At 60.3% G+C, this 22,965-nt stretch carries 3 protein-coding genes; 1 reads left to right on the top strand and 2 read right to left on the bottom strand.

The annotated features are described in order from the left end of the window. Position 1: 1 nt before the first annotated feature. Both rcsD and BY447_RS04875 read right to left on the bottom strand, forming a co-directional pair. Positions 2-2,659, bottom strand: a complete 2,658-nt coding sequence (gene rcsD, locus BY447_RS04880) for a phosphotransferase RcsD (protein ID WP_013358558.1) — start codon at positions 2,657-2,659, stop codon at positions 2-4. Between the two features lie 19 nt (positions 2,660-2,678). Further along, positions 2,679-3,833: an MFS transporter gene (locus BY447_RS04875; RefSeq protein WP_095706860.1), complete on the bottom strand. Its 1,155-nt coding sequence runs from the start codon at positions 3,831-3,833 to the stop codon at positions 2,679-2,681. Between the two features lie 737 nt (positions 3,834-4,570). Between BY447_RS04875 and BY447_RS04870 the strand changes: the two genes are divergently transcribed. Continuing rightward, a complete protein-coding gene (locus tag BY447_RS04870) occupies positions 4,571-22,588 on the top strand; it encodes an Ig-like domain-containing protein (RefSeq protein ID WP_110330672.1) in 18,018 nt (6,005 codons plus the stop codon). Positions 22,589-22,965 lie beyond the last annotated feature (377 nt).

Genomic DNA, 22,965 nt, shown 5'->3' with positions numbered 1-22,965 from the left:
CTTATTGGTTACCTTGCTGCAGCAGTTGATTGACGTAAGCGTCAATATCACTGGTGGTATTTGTAATGTTTGAATCGTCACACGCTTTAATGTGGTGTTCTAACTCTTCACAAAGCTGTTTGCCGGGAGTCAGATTGAGCATGGCAAACACGCCCTTTAGGCGATGCGCTGTCTGAGCAAGCGAGGCGTAGTCCTTTTCCGCCGACTCAGTATACAGTCTCTTCACATCAACCGGTACTGTCTCCGTAAACAGCTGGAAATAGCCGCCGCTCATCAATGGCGTGGCCGTGTCGTCTTCCATGTCATTATCCATCACATCATGCGACAGTTGCTTCTCAATCAGGGCCAGTAAGGCATCCAGCATCGCATTACTGAGATTGAAATTGACCCGATACTGCTGGTCGTTCAGTGCATGATGACCCAGTTCATCTTCCGCCAGCAGCAGTGCCCAGCCGCTAAGCTTTGAGGGATCGTCGGTCACCAGCACATCGTGATCCTGACCGGAAATGCGCTCATCGGGTGTCAGACACCGTGCGCCCCAGTTCTCAAGATGGCGGCAGACGATTTTATGCACGTCCTCCACGGTGATCTCCACCAGCGCGGTCACACCATCCAGAATCTTTTCCTCTTCTTCTTCGTGCTTCTGCTCCAGCACCAGCGGCAGCTGCATGTTATAGCGCGTGCCGATATCCGCTTTTGCCACGATATCGAGGCTGCCACCCATCTGCTTACAGAGCTGCTTACACAGGAAGAACGCCATGCCGGAAGCCTGTCCGTAGCGATCCTGACTGGTATCGCCCAGGAACGGGAAGTCGACATTCGCCAGCTCATCCACCGTCAGGCCCGCACCGGTGTCCACCAGTTCGATGATCACTCTATCGGCCTGTTTGTCCGCAGCCTTAACTTCCAGGGTGATTTTTCCCCAGCGGGTGGTGGTCAGAGCATAGTGCATCAGCGTGGTCAGCACTTTGCGCAGGGCGCGACGGTCGCCAAAGCGCGTCTCGTCATTCGCCAGATGATTATTCACCACCAGCGACAGCCCTTTGCGACGCATCAGCGGCAGGCTTTCCAGTGCGATTTCGTCCAGCAGCTCCTGCAGGTTAAAGACGGTGGCATCCGGTGACCAGTCATGCGCCTCAAGCCGGTTCAGCAGCACGATATCATCCACCAGTCGCGCCAGCCCCTGGCTCTCATCGAGCAGGTCCAGCACAGTCTCATCGGCGTCACGCTGGCTGAGCTGCACCAGCTGCGTCACCATCTTCTCCAGTGGCTGATTCAGCGCATGTCCCAGATTGTGCAGCAGCTGCTGACGCATCTGATGGTTGCGGTCCAGCACCTGCTGTGCTTTCTGTAGTTTCTTGTTCACCAGCAGCTCACGATCCTGGTCACGCATCATAAACAGCTGGGTATGTGGCGACAGCACGCTGCGGGCGTGGCGAATTTCATACACTTCGTTATTGATAGTGGCCTGCAGCACGCCCTGATGTTGGTCGGACATATTAATAATCTTCTGCAGATTGAGGTGAGGCAAAAGATGTTCAGCAATCTTATTGCTCAGCAGGGTGCGGTTGCTGGCAAAGTCATACACCAGCAGGCCGACCGGCAGGCTGGCGACAATCTCCTCATTCAGTACCCGGAGCGAGTCGAGTTCAGCGCTCTGATTCTCGCTGGGACGCAGCGATTGCTGGCGCAGCAGCACGATACCCGCCAGCGACAGCAGGAACAGCAGCAGGTTGATCAGCAGCGGCCAGAGCAGGTTGTGCAGGCTGTCGATAATCAGGCGGGTAATCGGCACCTGATAGACCAGCTGCAGCGACGTACTGGGCAGGGTGGCCGTAATCTCAATGTTGGGATTAACCAGCGTGATGCGGGTGTTTTCCACCTCCTGCTGATCGGCTGTGGTGGCAGGCATTGAGCTGTCCTGACGCAGCTGGAAGTTTTCCAGCGGCATGTTCTGCGGAACAATATCGTTAACCGGCAGATCAAAGGCGACCACCGTGGCCAGATGGCCCGGCTGATTAAAAGTGGTGCGCAGCGTGAAATAGTGGTCGTTCTGGAAGGCGAGGTGGCGCAGCGGCGAGAAGCTCTCGCGTTCATCCAGCGCATTAGCCTGTTGCAGCATCTCCGCGCGGCGGCTATCCACCATTGCGCTGATAGCGCTCTCTTTATAGCGCGTCGCCATATCTTTCAGCGGCAGGGTCGAGATCATAATCAGGCTGTTGTCCTGACCATTTAAAAAATACATCGACCAGGTGGGATTTTCTGCGCCCCACAGCGTGTCGAGATAGTTCGACATCCGCATGGTCATATCCAGCGTGCTGCTGTCGTGTGAGCCGAAAATCAGCGCTTCGGTTTTACGGCGGGTTTTTTCCAGGTAATAGACGTCAGGACGCAGCCGCGTCTCCTGCAGATTGCTGCCGGGTGTGGCGCCTGCTGCACTGGTGGAGAGATTTTCATAGATCTGCCAGGTGGCAAAGCGGTAGGCGTCGATGCGCTTCTGCACGTCACGCGCCAGATCGTCCATGGCATAGCGTTTGCCGGTCAGCCAGGCATTGACCGAGTTATGCACCATAAAGCCCAGCGCCAGCAGCAGCACCAGATTGAAAACCACAAAAAAGCGGGTGACATTGCCGGAGGTCAGTGGAAACTTATACAACATAGCGTGTCAGGTACCTGAATTATCGCGCAACTTTTCGCGCACTGGCGGCTACCGCTAACAGCAACAGCGCGATCATTAAAAATGCGCCGCTGAGGCTGATCCATTGCGAAATGAATCCGATTAAAGCCGGACCTGAGAGAATACCCGCATATCCCAGCGTTGTCATGGCAGAAATCGCCAGGTTCGCAGGCATATCCTGTTGATTCCCGGCAGCATTGAACAACATCGGCACCGTATTGGACAAACCAAAGCCCACCAGCAGAAATGCCAGCAGGGCGATCTCCGGCCACGGCAGCCAGACGGCCAGCGTCATACCCGCTGCGGCAGTCAGTGCGCCCGTCAGCATCACCGGATAGCGGCCAAAACGCTGGATGATCTTATCGCCGCTAAAACGGCCCAGCGTCATCGCAACCGAAAAGACCGCATAGCCCAGACCCGCATAAGCGGGTGACATCGCCGGATTCTGCAGCAACAGCAGTGCGCCCCAGTCCAGCACCGCCCCTTCCGCCAGGAACAGGATAAAGCAGAGCAGGCCAAGAAATGCGACCCAGCCGCGTGGGATCACCAGCCAGGGCTGATCGGGCTGATGCAGGCGCTGATTCATTAACACCGGTAGTCGCCACAGCAGCAGTAACAGCATCACGGCCATCACCACCAGGGTCGCGTGCAGCGGCGTAAACGCGCGGCTCAGCAACAGGCTCACCGTACCCGCTCCCAGAATCCCGCCCAGGCTGAAGAAGCCATGAAAGCCGGACATCATCGGTTTATCGGCAGCCTGCTCAACCTGCACCGCCTGATAATTCATCGCCACATCCAGCATGCCGAGCCCGGCACCAAACAGCATCAGCGCCGCTGCCATCACCAGATGAGAGTCAGCGGTGGCCAGCAGCGGCATCATAAGCAGCACTAACAGCGTGGAGAAGCCCATGACCCGACGGCAGCCAAACCGTGCCACCAGCGTGCCGGTCACCGGCATCGCGGCCAGCGAGCCAATTCCCAGGCAAAGCAGTAATGCGCCCAATGAGGCGCCGCTGAGCTGCAGACGATCGCGGGCAAACGGCACCAGCGGTGCCCAGGCTGACATCCCTAAACCATTAATCAGAAAGATGGTGCGTGTGCCCCAGTTCAGGCGGCTCTGATACTTATGTTGTTGTGCAGCGTCCAGTGCAGTCATAGGTCAGATTCATCAAGGGTAAAGCGGAAAAGTGTAGCACTGGCCGTGAGTTCAGTGGCCGTTGCGCCTCTTATTAAAGTGGTGTAGCAACATCGTTTAAATGGCAAAACCGGGAGTTTACCGACTTTTGCTGCGCCGCGAATTTTTTCCAGAACTTTCCTGGTATGACCACCACCCACACGGCATGACTTAACTCAAATTTCAATGCTGCTTTTCAACAATTTGCCACCCAAAAGGCGGAACAGGACCAGCCATAAATGATGGCTGAATCGCATAATTAACAAATTTATTTTTCCGGCCTCAGGTTTTTGAAAGGGTGGTTTTTTACCAATTTGCATCATTTATGGAAACAGTCAGCAATAAATTGACATGAAAAAACAAGGGCAAAGCGAATTTACCGAAAATTGAATTTCAGCTATGGCTAATGTAATAAAGATTAAATCATAATGAAATCTGTACATTGAAATTGATTTTTACCAGGGTTACGCTAAAAATTACTTTGTCAGAACCGTTACGTTTTGCGTCAGTCTGTATAACTAAATCTAACAATAATACCGCCACCCTCTGCTTCCTCAGGGATATGTGACGCAGCTTTGCTTTGCCATTTCTACATACACCAGGTTGAGACGCCTTCTGTGGTTCAGAAGGTGAAACTATGTGTGAAGGCCTTAATCATAAAATAACTTTATGTTTATGGATTCAGTGTATTAGCTAATCTGGTGGAATAGAGGTTACAAATGGCAGAACTCACGCAAGGCCGTGTAGACATCATCTCGCGCGAAAACGGCACACTCCTCTCACAGACCGCTGGCGGTTCGTCACAATCCATAAACCTCACCGAACCCAGCGTTGTGCGCATCAGCGGCACGCGCGACATGGTGACGCAGTTCGAGCGTCAGGGTAACGATCTGGTGCTGAAAATGCGTGACGGTAGCACGGTACGCTATCAGAAATTCTTCCTCGACGACGCCGAAGGCCAGCACAGCGAACTGGTGTTCGATGATGGTGTTAATCCACCGGAACATGCGCTCTTTCCCCAGACTGCCGAGGGCACTGAACTCGCCTCAAATTCGGTTACGCCCACCTATGAGTCACTCGACAGCGTAGAGCCGCTACTGCTGGCGGATAACACCAACACCTCAATGGGCGTGATCACCGCGGGCGGTCTGGGTGTGCTCGGCTTAGCCGGACTGGCCGTGGGTGTAGGTCGTGGTGGAGGCGGCGGTGGAGGGAATGGCGGCGGCAACGATGGCGGCACCGATCCCGGTACACCGGTTACGCCAGGGACGCCTGCCATCACCCTGAATGCGTTTGCTGGCGATGATGTACTGGATAACGCGGAAAAAACTACCGATCAGGTGCTGAGCGGCACTACCAGCAATGTTGAAGCAGGTCAGATTGTTACCGTCACGCTGGGCGGCCAGACCTATAACGCCACCGTGGGTGCGGACGGCAGCTGGAGCGTTACGATCCCGGCTGCGGCGCTGGCAGGACTTGCTGCAGGCACCACCACCATTGACGTCAGCGTCACTAACGCAGCAGGCACGGCGGCCACCGGCAGCCTGCCGATTACCGTCGCCGCCGCCGATCCCGGCACGCCTGCGACGCCAGCTATCAGCCTGAACCCGTTTGCGAGCGATAACCTGCTGGATAACAGCGAAAAAACGACGCCACAAACGGTATCCGGATCTACCAGCAATGTTGAGGCGGGTCAGACCGTTACCGTCACGCTGGGCGGCCAGACCTATAACGGCACTGTGGGTGCGGATGGCAGCTGGAGCGTTACGATTCCGGCTGCGGCGCTGGCGGGACTCGCCGCAGGCACTGCCACCATCGGCGTCAGCGTCACTAACGCAGCAGGCACGGCGGCCACCGGCAGCCTGCCGATTACCGTCGCCGCCGCCGATCCCGGCACGCCTGCGACGCCAGTCATTAGCCTGAATCCGTTTGCGGGCGATAACCTGCTGGATAACAGCGAAAAAACCACGCCACAAACGCTGTCCGGCTCCACCGGCAATGTCGAAGCAGGGCAGATCGTTACCGTGACCCTGGGCGGCCAGAGCTACAGCGGCAGCGTAGCGGGCGACGGCAGCTGGAACATCACCGTGCCTGCCGATGCGCTGAGCGCGCTGGCCTCCGGCACCACCACCGTCACGGCAACGGTCACTAACCAGGCGGGAACCGCTGCCAGCGGCAGTCTGACTCTTACCGTAGAGGCACCGCTGACCCAGCCGGGGACGCCGGTCATCACCATCGACCAGTTTGCCGGGGATGATATCCTCAGCAATGCTGAGAAAAGCAGTGACCAGCTGCTGAGCGGCTCCACCACCAACGTTGAAGCCGGGCAGATTGTCACCATCACGCTGGGCGACCAGACCTATAGCGCGCTGGTGGATGCACAGGGCAACTGGAGCATCACGCTGTCGCCTGCACAGCTGAATGCGCTGGCCGCCGGGACGGTTGCCATTTCGGCGGTCGTCACCAGTCAGGCTGGCATTGAGGCCAGCGAAAACCGCGCCATCAGCGTCGATACGCCGGTGGTTACGGGCCCGCCAGCGGTCACCGTGGATGACTTTACCGGTGACAATCAGCTGAGTAACACGGAGAAAGCCACGGACCAGACGGTGACCGGCAGCACCAGTAACATTGAAACCGGGCAACTGGTGACGGTGACGCTGGGCGGTCAGACTTACAGCGGCAGCGTGGACGCGCAGGGCAACTGGAGCGTCATATTGCCATCAGCAGCCCTGAGCGCACTGGCGGCAGGTGAAACCACCCTGACGGTTTCGGTCAGCAATGCTGCCGGTAACACCGTGACCAGCAGCCTGCCGATCAGCGTGGAAGCCCCAGTGACGCAGCCGGGCGAACCGACTGTGACCATCGGTCAGTTTGCCGGGGATGACATTCTCAGCAACGATGAAAAAGGGACGGCCCAGACGCTATCCGGCACGACCACCAATATCGAAGCGGGCCAGACGGTAACCGTCACCCTGGGGGGGCAGACTTACCTGGGCACCGTCGATGGCAGTGGAAACTGGAGTGTGATTATTCCGGCAGCCGCGCTGGGCAATCTGCCTGCGGGCTCGAATGCCATTGGCGTCACCGTCAGTAACGCCGCGGGCCTAACCACCAGCGAAACCCGCGATATTTCGGTGGATGCGCCGACAACAGAGCCAGGCGTACCGGCCCTGACCCTGAATGATTTCGCGGGTGATAACGATCTGAGCAACGATGAAAAGGCGGTTGATCAGCTCGTCAGCGGCACCACCAGTAATGTTGAAGCCGGACAGCTGGTGACGGTTACCCTGGGCGGCCAGACCTACAGCGCCAGCGTGCAGGCTGATGGCAGCTGGAGCGTCACCGTTCCGTCAGCTGCGCTCAACGCGCTGGCAGCCGGCACGACCACACTCACCGTTTCGGTCAGTAATGCGGCGGGCGATGTCGCAACTGCCGCGCAGCCAATCACCGTCGAAGCCTCGGCAACGCAGCCGGGTCAGGCCACCGTGACCATCGACGCCTTTGCCGGAGATGACATCCTCAGCAACAGCGAGAAAGCCAGCGACCAGTTGCTGAGCGGTACCACCACCAATATCCCCGAGGGGCAGCAGGTTACTGTTACGCTGAACGGAGAGACCTTCACCGCCACGGTCGGCGCAGATGGCAGCTGGAGCGTCACGATTCCGGCCAGCTCGCTGGCCGCGCTGACCGCCGGAAGTGCAACCCTGAACGCCACCGTTAACGATTCGCTCGGCACGCCAGTCAGCGAAACCCGCGACTTCCTCGTAGAGTCATCAGGCACCGCGCCAGGCACCCCGACATTAACCATCAATGCCTTTGCTGGCGATAACGTCCTGAGCAACGATGAGAAGCTGGACGCTCAGGCGGTCTCGGGCAGCACCACCAATGTCGAAGCCGGACAGATTGTCACGGTGACGCTGGGCGGCCAGAACTACAGCGGCACGGTCGGCGCCGATGGCAGCTGGAATATCGCGATTCCGGCCAACGATCTCCTTGCTCTGGCTTCGGGCGCTGCCTCGCTGGTCGTGACGGTCAGCAATGCGGCTGGCACGCCCGTCAGCGATACGCTGGCGATTACGGTAGAACCTCTGGTTACCGAGCCGGGCCAGCCGGTGATCACAATCAATCAGTTCGCGGGTGATGACGTCCTGAGTAACGACGAGAAAACCAGCGACCAGCTATTGAGCGGTACCACCACCAACGTTGAGGCGGGCCAGATTGTCACGGTCACGCTGGGTGATCAGACCTACAGCGCTACGGTTGGTGTGGATGGCAGCTGGAGCCTGAGCGTCCCTGCCAGCGCGCTGGCGGCACTGGCGGCGGGCAGTGCCACTATCGCGGCCACGGTCACCAGTCAGGCGGGGGGAACGGTAAGTGAAGATCGGGTGATCGCGGTGGAAGCGCCTGCGGAGCCGGGCACGCCGACAGTCACGATCGCCCTGTTTGCCGGTGATGATCTGGTGGATAATAGCGAGAAGGCCGTCGATCAGACGCTGTCCGGCAGCACCAGCAATGTGGAGGCGGGTCAGACGGTCACCATTACCCTGGGCGGTCAGAATTACAGTGCGCTGGTCAACCCGGACGGCAGCTGGAGCACGCAGATCCCATCTGCGGCGCTCAGTGCCCTGGCGGCAGGCACCACGGCCATCACGGTCAGCGTCACGTCGGTAGCCGGTGCCTTAGCCACCGACAGCCGTGACATCAACGTCGCGCCGGCAGCCGGTGAACCAGGTGTGATCACGATCAGCGAGCCTGTCAGCGTTGATGGTTTCCTCAACCTGCAGGAGCTGAGCAGCGATCTGATCATCGGCGGCTCGGCGGTGGGCGTCAATCCGGGCCAGGCGGTGCAGCTTAACTTTAACGGCAACAATTACAGTGCGGTGGTGGGCAGTAACGGCTTCTGGAGCGTCACCATTCCGTCTGGCGATCTCAGTGGCATCACCGACGGCGTGAAACTGATCTCGGTTACCGCAACCGACGCCAGTGGTGCGCTGCTGACCGACTCTGCTCAGCTGAATGTGGTCACTACTACGCTGCCGCAGATCACGCTGGATGAGAGCGCGCTTACCGATGGCATTCTTAATCAGACCGAAGCGGGCAGCGATCTGCTGATCGGTGGCAGCACCGGTAAAGCGGTGGCGGGCCAGTTGGTCGAAGTACAACTCAACGGCAAAACTTACAGCACCACGGTCAATGACGACGGCAGCTGGAACCTGACGCTGCCTGCCGCCGATCTCGCCTTACTGCCGCAGGGCACTAACGGCCTGACCATTACCGCGATTGATGAGGCGGGCAACCGCGTGGACGAGACGCTGAACTTCAGCGTTGACACGCTGCCACCGAACCTGATTGTGGCGGAAGTGGCAGGCGGCGATGGCATCCTTAACAGCGCGGAAGTGGCAGCAGGTGTGCCGGTCAGCGGTTCAGGTGCGCTGCCGGGCGAGCTGGTAACAGTCTCGCTGAACAACGTCATTTACAGTGCAACCGTGGATGGGCAGGGCAACTGGACGGTGGATCTGCCGCCAGCGGCGCTGCAGGCGCTGTCAGATGGCAGCAGCTATACGCTGGTGGTTACCCTGACCGACGCCAGCGGCAACATCGCGAGCCAGGCGCAGACGCTGGCCGTCAGCACGCAGCCGCCGGTTGCCACCGTCACCGCACCGGGCGGGGATGGCGTTCTGACCAGCAATGAACTCACGGAGCCGCTGTTGATCAGCGGAACCGGCACCGCGGGCGACAGTGTAGCGGTCGGTTTAAACGGTAAAACTTACGTTGTTATCGTGGACGAAAACGGTAACTGGAGTGCATCAGTTCCGGTTGCCGATCTTGCCACGCTGAGCAACCAGACTTATCCGGTCACCGTGACCGTGACCGATCAGGCCGGTAACAGCAGCACGCAGGATATCGATCTGCGGGTTGCTACCGAAGTGCCTGTTCTGACTCTGAACCCGCTGGACGCTGACGGCGTAATCAACATCAGCGATGCGCAGCAGCCGCTGATTGTCAGCGGAACCGGCGACGAAGGTGACATCATTCGCGTCACGCTCAATAACCTGACCTACAGCGCCGTGGTGGCACAGGGTGGCAACTGGAGTGTAACCGTTCCGGCTGCCGACGTGGCGGGTGTGCCCAACGGTACTCAGCTGGTATCTGTCGTCGCGACGGACGCGGATGGCAATACCACCCCAGCCAGCAGTTCACTGGTTTTCGCGACCACGCCGCCACTGCTGGAGGTCTCGACGCCGGGCAGTGATGGTTATATCAACATCGCTGAACACACGCAGGATCTCACCATTGACGGGCGCGGGGGGACGCAGGGCGACACGGTGGCAGTGAGTTTCAATGGCGAAACCTACTCCGCTACGGTTGACACCAATGGCACATGGAGCGTGACGGTGCCCGCCGCCATCATCAGTCAACTGGGCGATGCACTCTACCCGGTTGACGTGGTAATCAGCGATGCTTACGGCAACAGCACGACCGTCGCCTCCAGTGTCACGGTGCTGGCGGCAACGTCACCGGCGCTGACCATTGATCCTGTGACCGGCGATAATCTGGTCGACAGTGCGGAACAGCTCACTGACATTCTGGTCACCGGTAACGTCACCGGCGTACCGGCAGGCCAGCCGGTATTACTGACCATTAACGGTCAGTCTTACGACGGCGTAGTGCAGGCGAACGGTAGCTGGAGTGTGACCCTGCCCGCCGGATCGCTGGGTGCCGCGGGCGATAAAACCTTTACCGTGGCGATTACCGACGTGGCCGGAAATCCGGCGCTGCCTGCCCAGGGGCAGTTCACTGTGATCACGACCAACGTACCGTCGCTGTCGATTGCCCCGATCAGTGACGACAACGCACTCAACGTGCTGGATGCGCAGAGCGATCTGATCCTCAGCGGCGGTTCCGCAAACCTGCCAGCGAACAGCCCGATCAGCGTGACGCTGGTGCCCGGCGGCACCCTTTACAGCACTACAACCGATGAAAACGGTAGCTGGACTCTGACCGTGCCAGCCGCCGACCTGGCGAACCTGGCGCAGGGTAACACCACCGTTACCGTCACCTCAGGGGATGTACAGACCAGCCAGACGCTGCTGGTGGCAACGACGCCGCTGGCAGAACCCCAAATCAACACGCCTTTCACTGACGGCATTCTCAACACTGAGGAAGCCAGCACAGCGCAGACGCTGACCGGCTCCGTCCAGCCAGGCCAGGCCGTCAGCGTGACCCTGGGGGGCATCAGCTATCCGGCAACGGTAGCGGCAAATGGTGACTGGAGCGTCACGCTGCCGCCAGATGCGCTACAGGCCCTGGCGCAGGGCAGCAATCCCGTTACCGTGACGGTGAGCGATGTCGCGGGTAACAGCACCAGCATCAGTGAACCGATAACGGTGGATACCGGGGTACCGGCGCTGACCGTTAATCCGATTGCCACCGATGGCATTATCAATGCGGCTGAAACAGCCAGCGATCTGACCGTCAGCGGCACCGTCGCCCCGGGCAGCAGCGTCAGCCTTGTGCTGAATGGTGAGACCTACAGCGCCACGGTCGCCGCGAATGGTAGCTGGACCGCCACCGTACCCGCTGCCGATCTGCAACAGCTGACTGATGGCCGTTACGATCTCAACGTGAGCGTTACCAGCGTCAGTGGCAACGTTGCCACCACGCCATTGCCGGTCACCGTGGATACCACCGCACCCGACTTCAGCATTAATGCGCCCGCTGGCGATGGCGTGCTGAACATTGCGGAGCAGGCTGCTGGTTTCAGCTTCAGCGGCGCAGGCAGTGAAGGTGACCGCGTCAGCGTGACGCTGAATGGCGTCACCTACACCGGCACGGTTGATGCGGACGGAAACTGGGGGCTGGCCGTACCGCCTGCTGCGCTTGCCGGTTTGACCAACGGCACCAGCTATCCGGTGGTGGTCACCGTCACCGACGCGGCTGGCAACAGCAGCAGCCAGAACAGTGCGCTGACGGTTGCCACCACGCCGCCTCCGCTAGTGGTTGCGCCGGTCAGCGGGGACAACGCGCTGAACACCGCTGAACTGGCGGAGCCGCTGGTCGTCAGCGGCAGCGGTCAGAACGGCGACATTGTCACGGTCCAGCTCAATGACCAGCTCTATAGCACCACCGTCGGCGTGAATGGGCAGTGGACGCTGCAAATCGATGCTAATGATCTGGCGGCGCTGCCTCCGGGCACGAATCCGCTGACAGTTACCGAAATCAATGCTAACGGCAACCAGAGCAGCCAGGTGGTTGATCTGAATGTGGCAACCTCGCCGGACGTGCAGCCTGTGCTGACCGTCGATAGCAGCACCTTTGCCGGTGACGGTATCGTCATGGCCGCCGAACAGTTACAGCCGGTTACGGTGCGCGGCAGCAGCAGTAACGTCGAGGCGGGCCAGCAGGTCGTCATCACCCTGAACGGCACGGACTACAGCGGTGTGGTCGGGGCCAGCGGCAACTGGAGCATTACGCTGCCTGCGGGCGCACTGGCGGAACTGGGCGAGGGCAGCCAGACGCTGAACGTCAGCGTGATCAACGCCGTTGGCAATACCGCCACCAGCCCGCTTAACTTCACTGTGGACAACACGCTGCCATCGATCGCGCTGGCACCGATCGGCGACGACAACTACCTCAATGCCCAGGAGCTGGGCGGTGCCGTCGTGGTCAGCGGCAGCACCAGCGGCCTGCCTGAGGGCAGCATTATTACCGTGCTTGCCAACGGCACCACAGCCAGCACCAGCGTGGCGGCCGATGGAAGCTGGAGCCTGACCTTACCGGCTGGCACCTTTAACGGCGCAGCCGATGGCCCGCAGACGATTACCGCTACGGCCACCGACGGCAGCGGACAACAGCTTGCCACCAGCGACGCTACCCTGACGGTGGTGGCCAGTGCACTGCCGGTGGCCACCCCTGGCGTGGCCTTTGATGATGGTATTCTCAACGGCGACGAAGCCGTCAGTGGCGGCGTGATCACCGGTAACACCGGCGTACCTGGCGACGGCCAGACGGTTATCGTCACGCTGGGCGGCACTAACTACAGCGGCACGGTCGACGCAGCGGGTAACTGGCAGGTCGCGGTTCCGCCAGCGGCGCTCTCTGCGCTGCCACAGGGCACCACGCCTTACACCGTGGTGGTCAGTGATGTGGCAGGCAACAGCAGCCAGGCTGACGGCAGCCTGGTGGTGGATACGTTGCCACCGGTGCTGAACTTCATCACCCCCTCCGATGGCATTATCAATGCCGCTGAGAGTCAGCAGCCGCTGACGCTGACCGGCAGCAGTGAAGCCAATGCGCTGATTGTGGCCAGCTTCAACGGCATCAGCCTGAGCACCACCGCAGACGTCAACGGTAACTGGTCGCTGGATCTGCCCGCCACGGTTTATACCGGGCTGGGCAACGGCACCTATCCTCTGACCGTGACCGCCAGCGACGCAGCAGGCAATGCCACCACCACCAGCCGCGATCTGGCGCTGAAAGTGGAGGCGGGCACGCTGCCGACCCTGACGCTGGATGCCTTTGCCGGTAACAATGTGGTCGATGGTGCGGAACGCCTCACCGATCAACGTCTGACCGGCACCACCACCAATGTCGAAGCGGGCCAGCTGGTCACCGTCACCCTTGATGGCACGGTCTACAGCGCCGCCGTGCAGGCGAGCGGAGCATGGAGCCTGATCGTGCCAGCCGGTGCGCTGGCGGCAATTGCGGATGGCAGCGCCAGTTTCACCGTGGCGGTCAGCGACGTGGCGGGCAACACCACCACCACTAATCTCACCTTTGACGTTAATAGCAACGCGTCTGGCCTGGCGATGGATGCCATCAGTCAGGACAACTACCTGAATGCGCAGGAACTGGGTCAGCCGCTGATTGTTACCGGCACCTCGGCGAATGTGCCTGAAGGCAGTCTGGTCACGCTGCTGTTTAACAACATCAGCTACACCGCGCAGGTCTCGGCCAGTGGTCGCTGGAGTGTGATCGTTCCGGCTGAGTCACTGACGGCACTCGCCGACGGGCCTTACACCGTCACGGTCACCGCGACGGACAGCGGCGGGGCGACCCTGAGCAGCGAAGCCGCGCTCAGCGTGCTGGCGACGCTGCCAGCACCGCAGATCGTCTCTGCTTTTGGCGATGGTCTGCTTAACAGCAGCGAAATCACCACGCCACAAACCCTGAGTGGCACCACAGGTGTGACAGGTGACGGCCAGACGGTGAGCGTGGTTCTCAACGGCGTGACCTACAACGGCACGGTCGACAGCAATGGCAACTGGCAGGTCAGCGTGCCTGCCTCTGCGCTGGCCGATCTGCCGGAGGAGACGCTTAACTACACCGTTAACGTGCAGGATGCAGCGGGTAACACTGGCAGCAGCCAGGGCAGCGTCACGGTCGATCTGACGCCACCAACCCTGTCGCTTGATCCGGTTGCGGGCGATAACAGCGTCAATATCGCCGAAAGCACCGCGCCGATTGTACTCAGCGGCAGCAGTAATGCCGAAGCCGGTCAGCAGGTCACCCTTACCCTTAACAACCAGATCTGGACAACCACCGTGACCCAGGATGGCGACTGGAGCCTGACGCTGCCTGCGGGTGCCCTGGCAGGGATTTCGGCCGGTGCATATACCCTGACCGTGACGGTCAGTGATGCGGCGGGCAATCCGGTTACTGAAACGCGTGAAATCACCGTTGCAACCGGTGCCCTGTCGGTCAGCATTAATACGCCGTTTGGCGATGGCTACCTTAGCCAGGCTGAAACGGCGGTCAGTCAGACGCTGAGCGGCAGCACCGGCGTCGCGGGCGAGGGCCAGACCGTCAGCGTGACGCTGGGCGATAATGACTACACTGCCGCAGTCGATGCGCAGGGCAACTGGACGCTGACCTTAACGCCAGCACAGGTGCAGGCACTGGCTGAGGGCGTGACGACCCTGGTGGTCAATGCCAGCGATGCCGCCGGTAACAGCGGTTCGCTGACCAGCGCCGTCACGGTCGATCTCACCCCGCCTGCGTTGAATATCAACCCCATCAGCGGCGACAACGTTATCAATTCTGTAGAGGTACTACAGGCGGTTGCTATCAGCGGAACAGCCTCAGTTGCGGATGCCGGACAGACGGTCACGGTCAGTTTCCAGAATACCGATTACACCACCCGGGTACTCTCTGATGGCACGTGGCAGGTGACCCTGCCTGCCGCTGTCGTGCAGGGGCTGGCGGATGGCAGCTATACGGTTGATGTGACGATCAGAGATGCGGCGGGTAACCTGACCACGGCGACCCAGACGCTGACGCGTGATGCGGACAGCCTGAATCTGCCGACCCTGACTATCGGGGCAATCAGTGATGATAACTTCCTTAACCAGGCAGAGTCGCTGCAGGATCTGAGCATCGGAGGCACCAGCACCAATCTGGTGGAAGGCCAGCTGGTAACGGTAACGCTGAACGCCATTCAGTACAGCGGCACGGTGGCCGCAGATGGCAGCTGGACCGTGACCGTGCCGGCCGCCGATCTGGGCAATCTGCCGGATGGCGATCAGCTGCTGGTCGTCGTCTCAGCGGATACCTCTGGCAACCCGGCCAGTGCCAGCGCCAGTCTGGTCGTGCTGGCCAGCGCGCTGGTTCAGCCAACGCTGACCCTGAACGTGGTGGCAGGCGATGATGTGATCAATGCTACTGAGGCCGCTGCGGATGTCGCGGTCAGCGGTGGCAGCACCCTGCTGGCGGCAGGAACGCCGGTAACCGTGTCGTTTAACGGTACTGATTACAGCACCACGATTGATGCTGACGGCAACTGGACGGTGACGGTACCGTCTGCAGCCTTCATCAACGTTGCGCCGGGCAGCACGCAGACCTTTACCGTCACCGCCAGTGATGTCGCCGGTAACCCGGCGGTCGCCACGCAGGAGGTCAGCTTCAGCACCACACCGCCTGTGCTGACGGATATTACGGTCAATGCGGGTGACACGCTAAACCTGGCTGAGTCGCTGCAGGATCTCACTATCAACGGCACCACCACGGGCGCACTGCCGGTGACGGTGACGCTGAATAACGTCAGCTATACCACCACGGCGGATGCGGACGGGAACTGGACCCTCACCATTCCCACAGCCGATGTGCAGCAGCTGGCAGATGGCCCTAACGCCATCACCGTGTCGGTCACTGACGCGGCGGGCAATGTCACTACCGACACCACCACCATACTGGATGTGGCGTTTAATACCCTGCCAGCGCTGACTCTGAACACGCCGTTTGGCGACGCGCTGGTCAGTGCAGCAGATGCCGCCGCGCCATTAACGCTGAGTGGTGACAGCACTAATCTGCCGGAAGGCAGCGTAGTGAATATTACCGTCGGCACACAGACTTTCAGCACCACGACCGATGCCAGCGGCAACTGGACGCTGAACCTGGCAGCGGGCGCACTGACGGGCCTGGACGATGGACTGACACAGGTGGTGGTCACCGCCACGGATGCGGCAGGAAATCCGGCGCAGGTTACCGCAGGCATTGAAATCCTGCAGGCCCCGCCGGTTTCCGCCAACTTTGCTGCAACACAGTTCGGCGATAACGTGATTAACATCAGTGAAGCGGGTTCCGTTCAGCTGGTCACAGGCACGTCTAATCCTGTTGCGGGCCAGACCCTCAGCGTCACAGTCGGCGATGACAACATCCCGCTGTCGGTGACGGTCGATGCCAGTGGCAACTGGACAGCGAGCCTGACGCCGGAGGTGATCGCCAGCCTGGGTGCCGGTGAACACACGCTGACCCTCACCACCACGGATCGGGCCGGTAACAGCATCACAGAGACGCAGAACTTTGTCTCAGCGATTACCCCGATTGCCGCGCCAACGCTGGATACGCCATTTACGGATGGCCGTCTTAACGCGGCGGAAGCGGCAACGGACGGTATCCTGACCGGTACGGTCAACAGTGCTGATCCGGCCTCAGTGGCGGTGACTATCAATGGCACCGTCTATGCCGCGACGCTCACTGCTGGCGGTGCAGGCTGGTCACTGACTCTGCCGCCTGCCGTATTGCAGTCACTGCCGGATGGCAACCTGCCGGTCAGCGTGACCGTCACCGACGTGAACGGCAACATCGGCACCACCAGTGGTTCGCTGCTGGTCGCTGTCAATACGCTGCCGGATGTCACGCTGATCCTGCCGTTTAGTGACGGTGCGCTGAACGCCACCGAAGCGGGAACAGAGCAAATCCTCAGTGGCACCACCGGCATTACCGGTGCAGGACAGACGGTATCGGTGCTGATCGCCGGCTTTAACGGCGACCAGCCGCTGGCCGCCACGGTGCAGAACGATGGCAGCTGGTCGCTGGCCCTGTCGCCAGCGCAGTTAGCCACCTTCACCAGCGGCACGCATACCATTACCGTGACCGCTACCGACATTGCGGGTAACAGTGACGTGACGGCCCTGAGTGTGGTAACCGAAGTGGCTGTGCCGGTGCCGACCTTCACGCCTGGCGCGTTTGGCGGCGATAACGTCCTGAACATCAGTGAAGCCGCGGCAGGGGTCACCCTGACCGGCACCACCGGCAGCGTGGGGGATAATCAGGCGGTCAGCATTACTGTTGATCTCAATGGCAGCCTCTATTCCGGCACGGTGGATGGCAACGGTAACTGGACCGTTGACCTTCCTGGTAACGCGCTGAGTTCTCTGGGTAACGGGACGCAAATCCTGACGGTTAACGTCGTGGATGCGGCGGGTAACAGCGCATCGGCGCAGCTGCCGTTCACCACCGATCTCAGCGCGCCGCAGCCTGGGGTCAATCCGCAATTCCTCGGTGATTATGTGAATAGCAGCGATGTTGCCGCAGGGATTACGCTGAGCGGTACCACCGGTGAGGCGGGCGCAAATCAGACGGTTCAGCTGACGCTGGGCGGCAACACTTACAGCGCCACAGTGGATGCGAATGGTAACTGGACGGTGCCGCTGACCCAGGCGCAGCTTTCAGCGCTGCCGGATGCTACCTATCCGGTTACTGTGACGGCCACCGATGCGGCAGGCAACAGCACGACGATTAACAGCTCACTGGTACTCGACACCACGCCACCGGTACTGACCACTAACGCCTTTGCCGGCGACAATGCACTGAACTACGCCGAGAGCATTCAGCCGCAGATCCTTAGCGGCACGGTAACGGGCGCAGAGACGGGTGCCGTGGTCACGGTCTCGCTGAATGCCACGACCCTCGGCACCGCCGTGGTTGACGGTAACGGCAACTGGAGCGTGACGCTGACGCCAGAGCAGATGGCCACCTTTGGCGCATCCACAACCCTGGCGCTGGCAGTGACTGACCTGGCAGGTAACACAGCCAATGATGAGGTTGTGCTTGCGGTTAACCTGACGCCACCGCCAGGCCCGCTGGTGACGCTGGGCACGGTTTCGGGCGACAACATCATCAGCACCCAGGATGTCGCGGGTGGCGTCGTCCTGAGCGGCACCTCGGCAAACCTTGGTGCAGGCGGGGTGGTGACGGTGTTGATCAACGGTCAGACCTACGCCACCACGCTGGATGGGTCAGGCAACTGGTCAACGGCTGCGTTGCCGGTCAGCGCCTTTGGCAATGCGGACGGCAGCGTCGCCATCACGGTGAATGCCACCGACGGCACGACCCCTGTCACCGTCAGCGGTAACGTGCTGATTGATCTGACGCCACCGGCCCTGACGATCAATGCCTTTGCGGGTGACAACCAGGTCAATGGTAATGAAAGCGCTACCAGCCAGACCATCAGCGGCACCGCCGATGTCGGTGAAGCAGGCCGTACGGTGGTTGTGACCTTCAATAACCAGACGTACAGCGCAGTAGTGCAGAGTAACGGCAACTGGTCCACCCCCGTTCCTGCCAGCGCGATGCAGGCCCTGACCGATGGCAGTACGCCGGTGATCACCGCGCAGTTGTCAGATGTCGCCGGTAACGTGACGACCGTGACACAGCAGGTGACGGTGGATACCGCCGTGCCGCTGGTCCAGGTTGACGCGCTGGCGGGCGATAACGTGCTTAACGCCGCTGATCTGGCCGTCAGTCAGGTGCTGACCGGCAGCGCACAGGGCGCAGAAGGCCAGACCATCGGCCTCTACCTGGGCGATGCCGCGCCGATCGCTACCGCAACGGTGGGTGCCGACGGACGCTGGAGCATCAGTCTCGCGCCAGATGTGCTGTCGGGCCTCACTGACGGCGCACTGGTGTTTGGCGTGCGGGTCAATGACAGTGCAGGAAATCAGACCGACGCGACGCTGACGGTCAACAAAGTCGTTAACAGTGCGCTGACGCTGGTGGTTGATTCGGTATTCGGCGACGGTACGCTCAGTGCGCTGGATACCACGGTGGCGCAGACCATCTCGGGAACTGCGACGTCGGCAGGTGTCGGGGCCACGGTATCGGTGGTGCTGGGCGGCACCACGCTCTCTGCTTCAGTGGGTCAGGATGGTAAATGGGCCATCGTGGTGCCACCTGCGGTGCTGGATCTGGTCACCGACGGCAATCTGGCCGTTAACGTCACCCTGACCGATGCGGCGGGCAACACCCGCACCGTGGGTGAAACCGTGACGGCGATTGTCGATGCGGTGCCGGTAGTGGGCGCCCTCACCGGGTTGTTTGGCGGCGATAACCTGCTGAACATTGCGGAAGCGGCAGCCGGACAGCTGGTGGGTGGCGTAATCAGTAATGCGGCGGCAGGTTCACAGGTGACGGTGACCTTCGGCAGTAAAACTTACAACACCACCGTACAGGCGGGCGGAGCATGGAGCGTTAGCCTGCCGGGCAGCGATCTCACCTCGCTGCTGGATGGCAATCTGACGCTGGGCGTCAGCGTGCGGGATGCGGCGGGTAACGTCGCCTCGAATAGCGCGTCTATTGGCATCTTTACCCAGACACCATCCATTTCCCTGACCTCTCTGTTTGGCGATGGCGTACTGAATCTGGCCGATATCGCCACCGGCCAGGTGATCAGCGGGGTGGTGAACAACGTTGCGCAGGGCAGTGTGGTGACGCTTTCGGTGGGCAATAGCCAGCTGACCGCGACCGTGGGTGCGGGCGGTGCCTTCAGCGCCACGGTGACGCCGGATATCCTGGGCACCCTGGCGCAGGGCAACCTGACGGTAGGGGCGTCGGTAACGGATGCAGCGGGCAACACCGCCAGCACCAGCGCCGGTATCCGCGTCGATACGCTGCTGCCAACCATCACGGTAAATCCACTGTTTGGTGACGGTCTGCTGAACGTGGCGGATGCGCTGGTCACGCAGGTGATTGGCGGCGTCGTCGGCGGTGCAGAAGCGGGATCGCGTGTTGTCGTATCAGTGGGTTCTCAGCAGTTTGTGACGGCAACCGATGCCAGTGGCAACTTTAACGTCTCACTGACGCCTGCGCTGTTGCAGGGGATTGCCGATGGCAATCTGACCGTCGACGTCAGCGTCACCGACAGCGCCGGTAACACCAGCACCACCACCGCCGGCGCGCTGGTGGGTATTCACAATCTGCCGAAGGTTACGCTTAATCCGTTGTTTGGTGATGGCGTGCTGAACCTGGCGGAATCGCTGGTGAGCCAGACCATCAGCGGTACGGTTTCCGGCGTGGCAGCGGGCAGCAGCGTCAGGCTGGCCATTGGCAACACAACGGCCACTGCGCTGGTCAACGCCGATGGCACGTTCTCCACCACCGTTTCGCCAGCTGTGCTCTCGACGCTGCTGAACGGTAACTTCACTGTCAGCGCGGCGGTCACTGACCCGGTCGGCAACGTCAGCAGCACCAGCGCAGGCGTGTCACTGGGACTGGTGCAGCCAACCCTGACGGTGAATACGGTATTCGGCGACGGGGTGCTGAGCGCAGCCGATCTGGCCTCGAACCAGACCCTGAGCGGGACCTCCAGCCTGTCAGCCGGCTCTACTGTCAGTGCCACGCTGAACGGCCTGACCTACACCACCAAAGTGGTAAGTGGCGGCAACTGGAGCATCAGCGTTCCGAAAGCGGATCTTGCCGCAATCACCGACGGCAGTAAAACCGTGACGGTGACCGGCACCGATGCCTACGGTAACGTGGCGAACAGCAGTGGAACACTGAGCGTTATCAGTCAGTCGACGCCTGTGGTCGCCATTACCTCACTGTTTGGTGACAATGCGCTGAGTGCTGCGGATGTCAAAACCGCGCAGACTATTTCAGGCACCGCCAGCAACGCCGAAGGATCGGTGGTACGCATTACGCTGGGTGGCCAGACTTACAGCACCACGGTGAGCAGTAACGGCAACTGGAGTCTCTCTGTGCCGGCGGCTAACCTCGCCGCAATTGCGGATGGTCTGCAGACCGTGACGGCCAGCGTCATCAACGGCGCAGGCACCAACGGTTCCACCTCGGCGTCGCTGGGTGTGGTGAGTCACACCACGCCGACCGTCACTGTGAACAGTTTCTTTGGTGGCGATGGTTATCTCAACATCGCGGAAGCCAATACGGCTGAAACCATCAGAGGAACCAGCACCAACGCGGCGGGCGGCACGGTAACGGTTAACGTGGCAGGTAATGTCCTCACCACGACCATTGGCACGAATGGGGCATGGAGCATCAGCGTGCCGTCAGCGACGCTGAAAGGGATCGCAGATGGCAGCCATCCGCTGACCGTCACGGTGACGGATATCGGTGGCAATACCGCGACCAGCACCAGCAGCTTTACTGCGCTCTCCCATAATCAGCCGCTGGTCGGGGTTGATCCGGTGCTCAGCATCGTTGGTTCTCTGCTTACCGGCCTGGAGGTGCAGGGCGGCTCGCTGAATGCGGCGCAGGGATCCAAAGTCAGCGTGACGTTGCTACTGGCTAACGGCAACAACGGACCTACGCTGAATACCACCACCGATGCGCTGGGGCGTTACGTTGTTAACTTCTCACCGTCACTGCTGTCGGTAGGGGGGCTGCTGCTGTCGCTCAATACGCTGGCAAAAGTCTCGATCACCGACGTGGCGGGTAACAGCTACACCACCACTAACACCCTGTTGCTGGGCTCGCTGTTGCCGGCGACGCTGGCAGCCACCGAGTCGGTGGCACTCTTCTCGGTGGTGGATGACAGCGCCACCGTCGCCAGTGCCAGCACGGAGACGCAGCACAACAGCAGCACCAGCAGCAGCGACGACAGCAGCGCCCATGTGGCGGTGGCCTCCACACTGGTTACCGAAGCGGATATTGTGACGCCAGTCAGCAGCAGTGAAAATGCAGTAATAAGTGACACTGCGGTGGCGGCGGTGACACCAGCAGAAGAGGTGGGTTACACCATTGGCGGCGTCGTGATTACGCTGGCCGATGGCAGTACGGCAGAAGGCGCTTCGGTGACCGGCAGCAGCGGGGCGGATACCGTGACGGTCAGCGACCTTAACTTTACCCATATTGATGGCGGCGCAGGCACCGATACACTGGTGCTGAATGGTGAGTATCTCAATCTGGATCTCATCGCGCTGGGCCTGAAAGTTGAACACATTGAAGTGCTCGATTTGGGTAAAACCGGCACCAACTCTGTGAAACTCGATCTCAATGAGGCACTTAATATTACGGATAAACAGAGTGATGATTTGTTGATCAAAGGCGCTGATGGCAGTCAGGTCACCCTGGCGAACAGTAACGGCGGTATCTGGGAAGTGACCGGCGAGCGCACGGTGGAGGGCAGAGTCTTTGAGATCTACCACAACTCGGCGCTGAGCAGTGAAAACACCCTGGGTGATGTGCTGGTGCAGCAGAACCTGCAGGTCCACGTGGCGTAGTCACAGCAACGTCTGTCAGATCGTTCTGAGAAGCGGGTGCGCAAGCACCCGCCCATACGGTTAACAAGCTCAAAGCACAGGAAACAGGGTCAGAATAGGGAAGCGTCCCGCGCCACGGACGGCGCGGGCCGAGCATGTCATGGATGACGGATTTTGCGACTTTCCGATCTGACCCTGTTTCCTGTGCCAGCACAATCTCATCGCCAACCGGCACAGATATCGTGATTGAACTCAGCGGGTGCGTAAGCACCCGCTTTTTAGTTTTAGTCACGTAATAATTTCACTTTCCAGATTATCGCCACTATTCATTAGCAGAATGAAAGATTAGGGTAAGCGCAGTAAACGGCGTGACGCCGTAAATCAGCATTCTGGCTCCA

Source organism: Pantoea sp. JKS000250 (assembly GCF_003201065.1).
GTDB classification, from domain to species: Bacteria; Pseudomonadota; Gammaproteobacteria; order Enterobacterales; family Enterobacteriaceae; genus Pantoea; species Pantoea vagans.
This window is presented reverse-complemented; position numbering and strand designations above follow the sequence as displayed.

Bases quoted from the DNA above. Each gene is read 5' to 3' on its own strand.
- rcsD (WP_013358558.1), bottom strand. From the start codon at position 2,659: ATGTTGTATAAGTTTCCACTGACCTCCGGCAATGTCACCCGCTTTTTT.
- BY447_RS04875 (WP_095706860.1), bottom strand. From the start codon at position 3,833: ATGACTGCACTGGACGCTGCACAACAACATAAGTATCAGAGCCGCCTG.
- BY447_RS04870 (WP_110330672.1), top strand. From the start codon at position 4,571: ATGGCAGAACTCACGCAAGGCCGTGTAGACATCATCTCGCGCGAAAAC.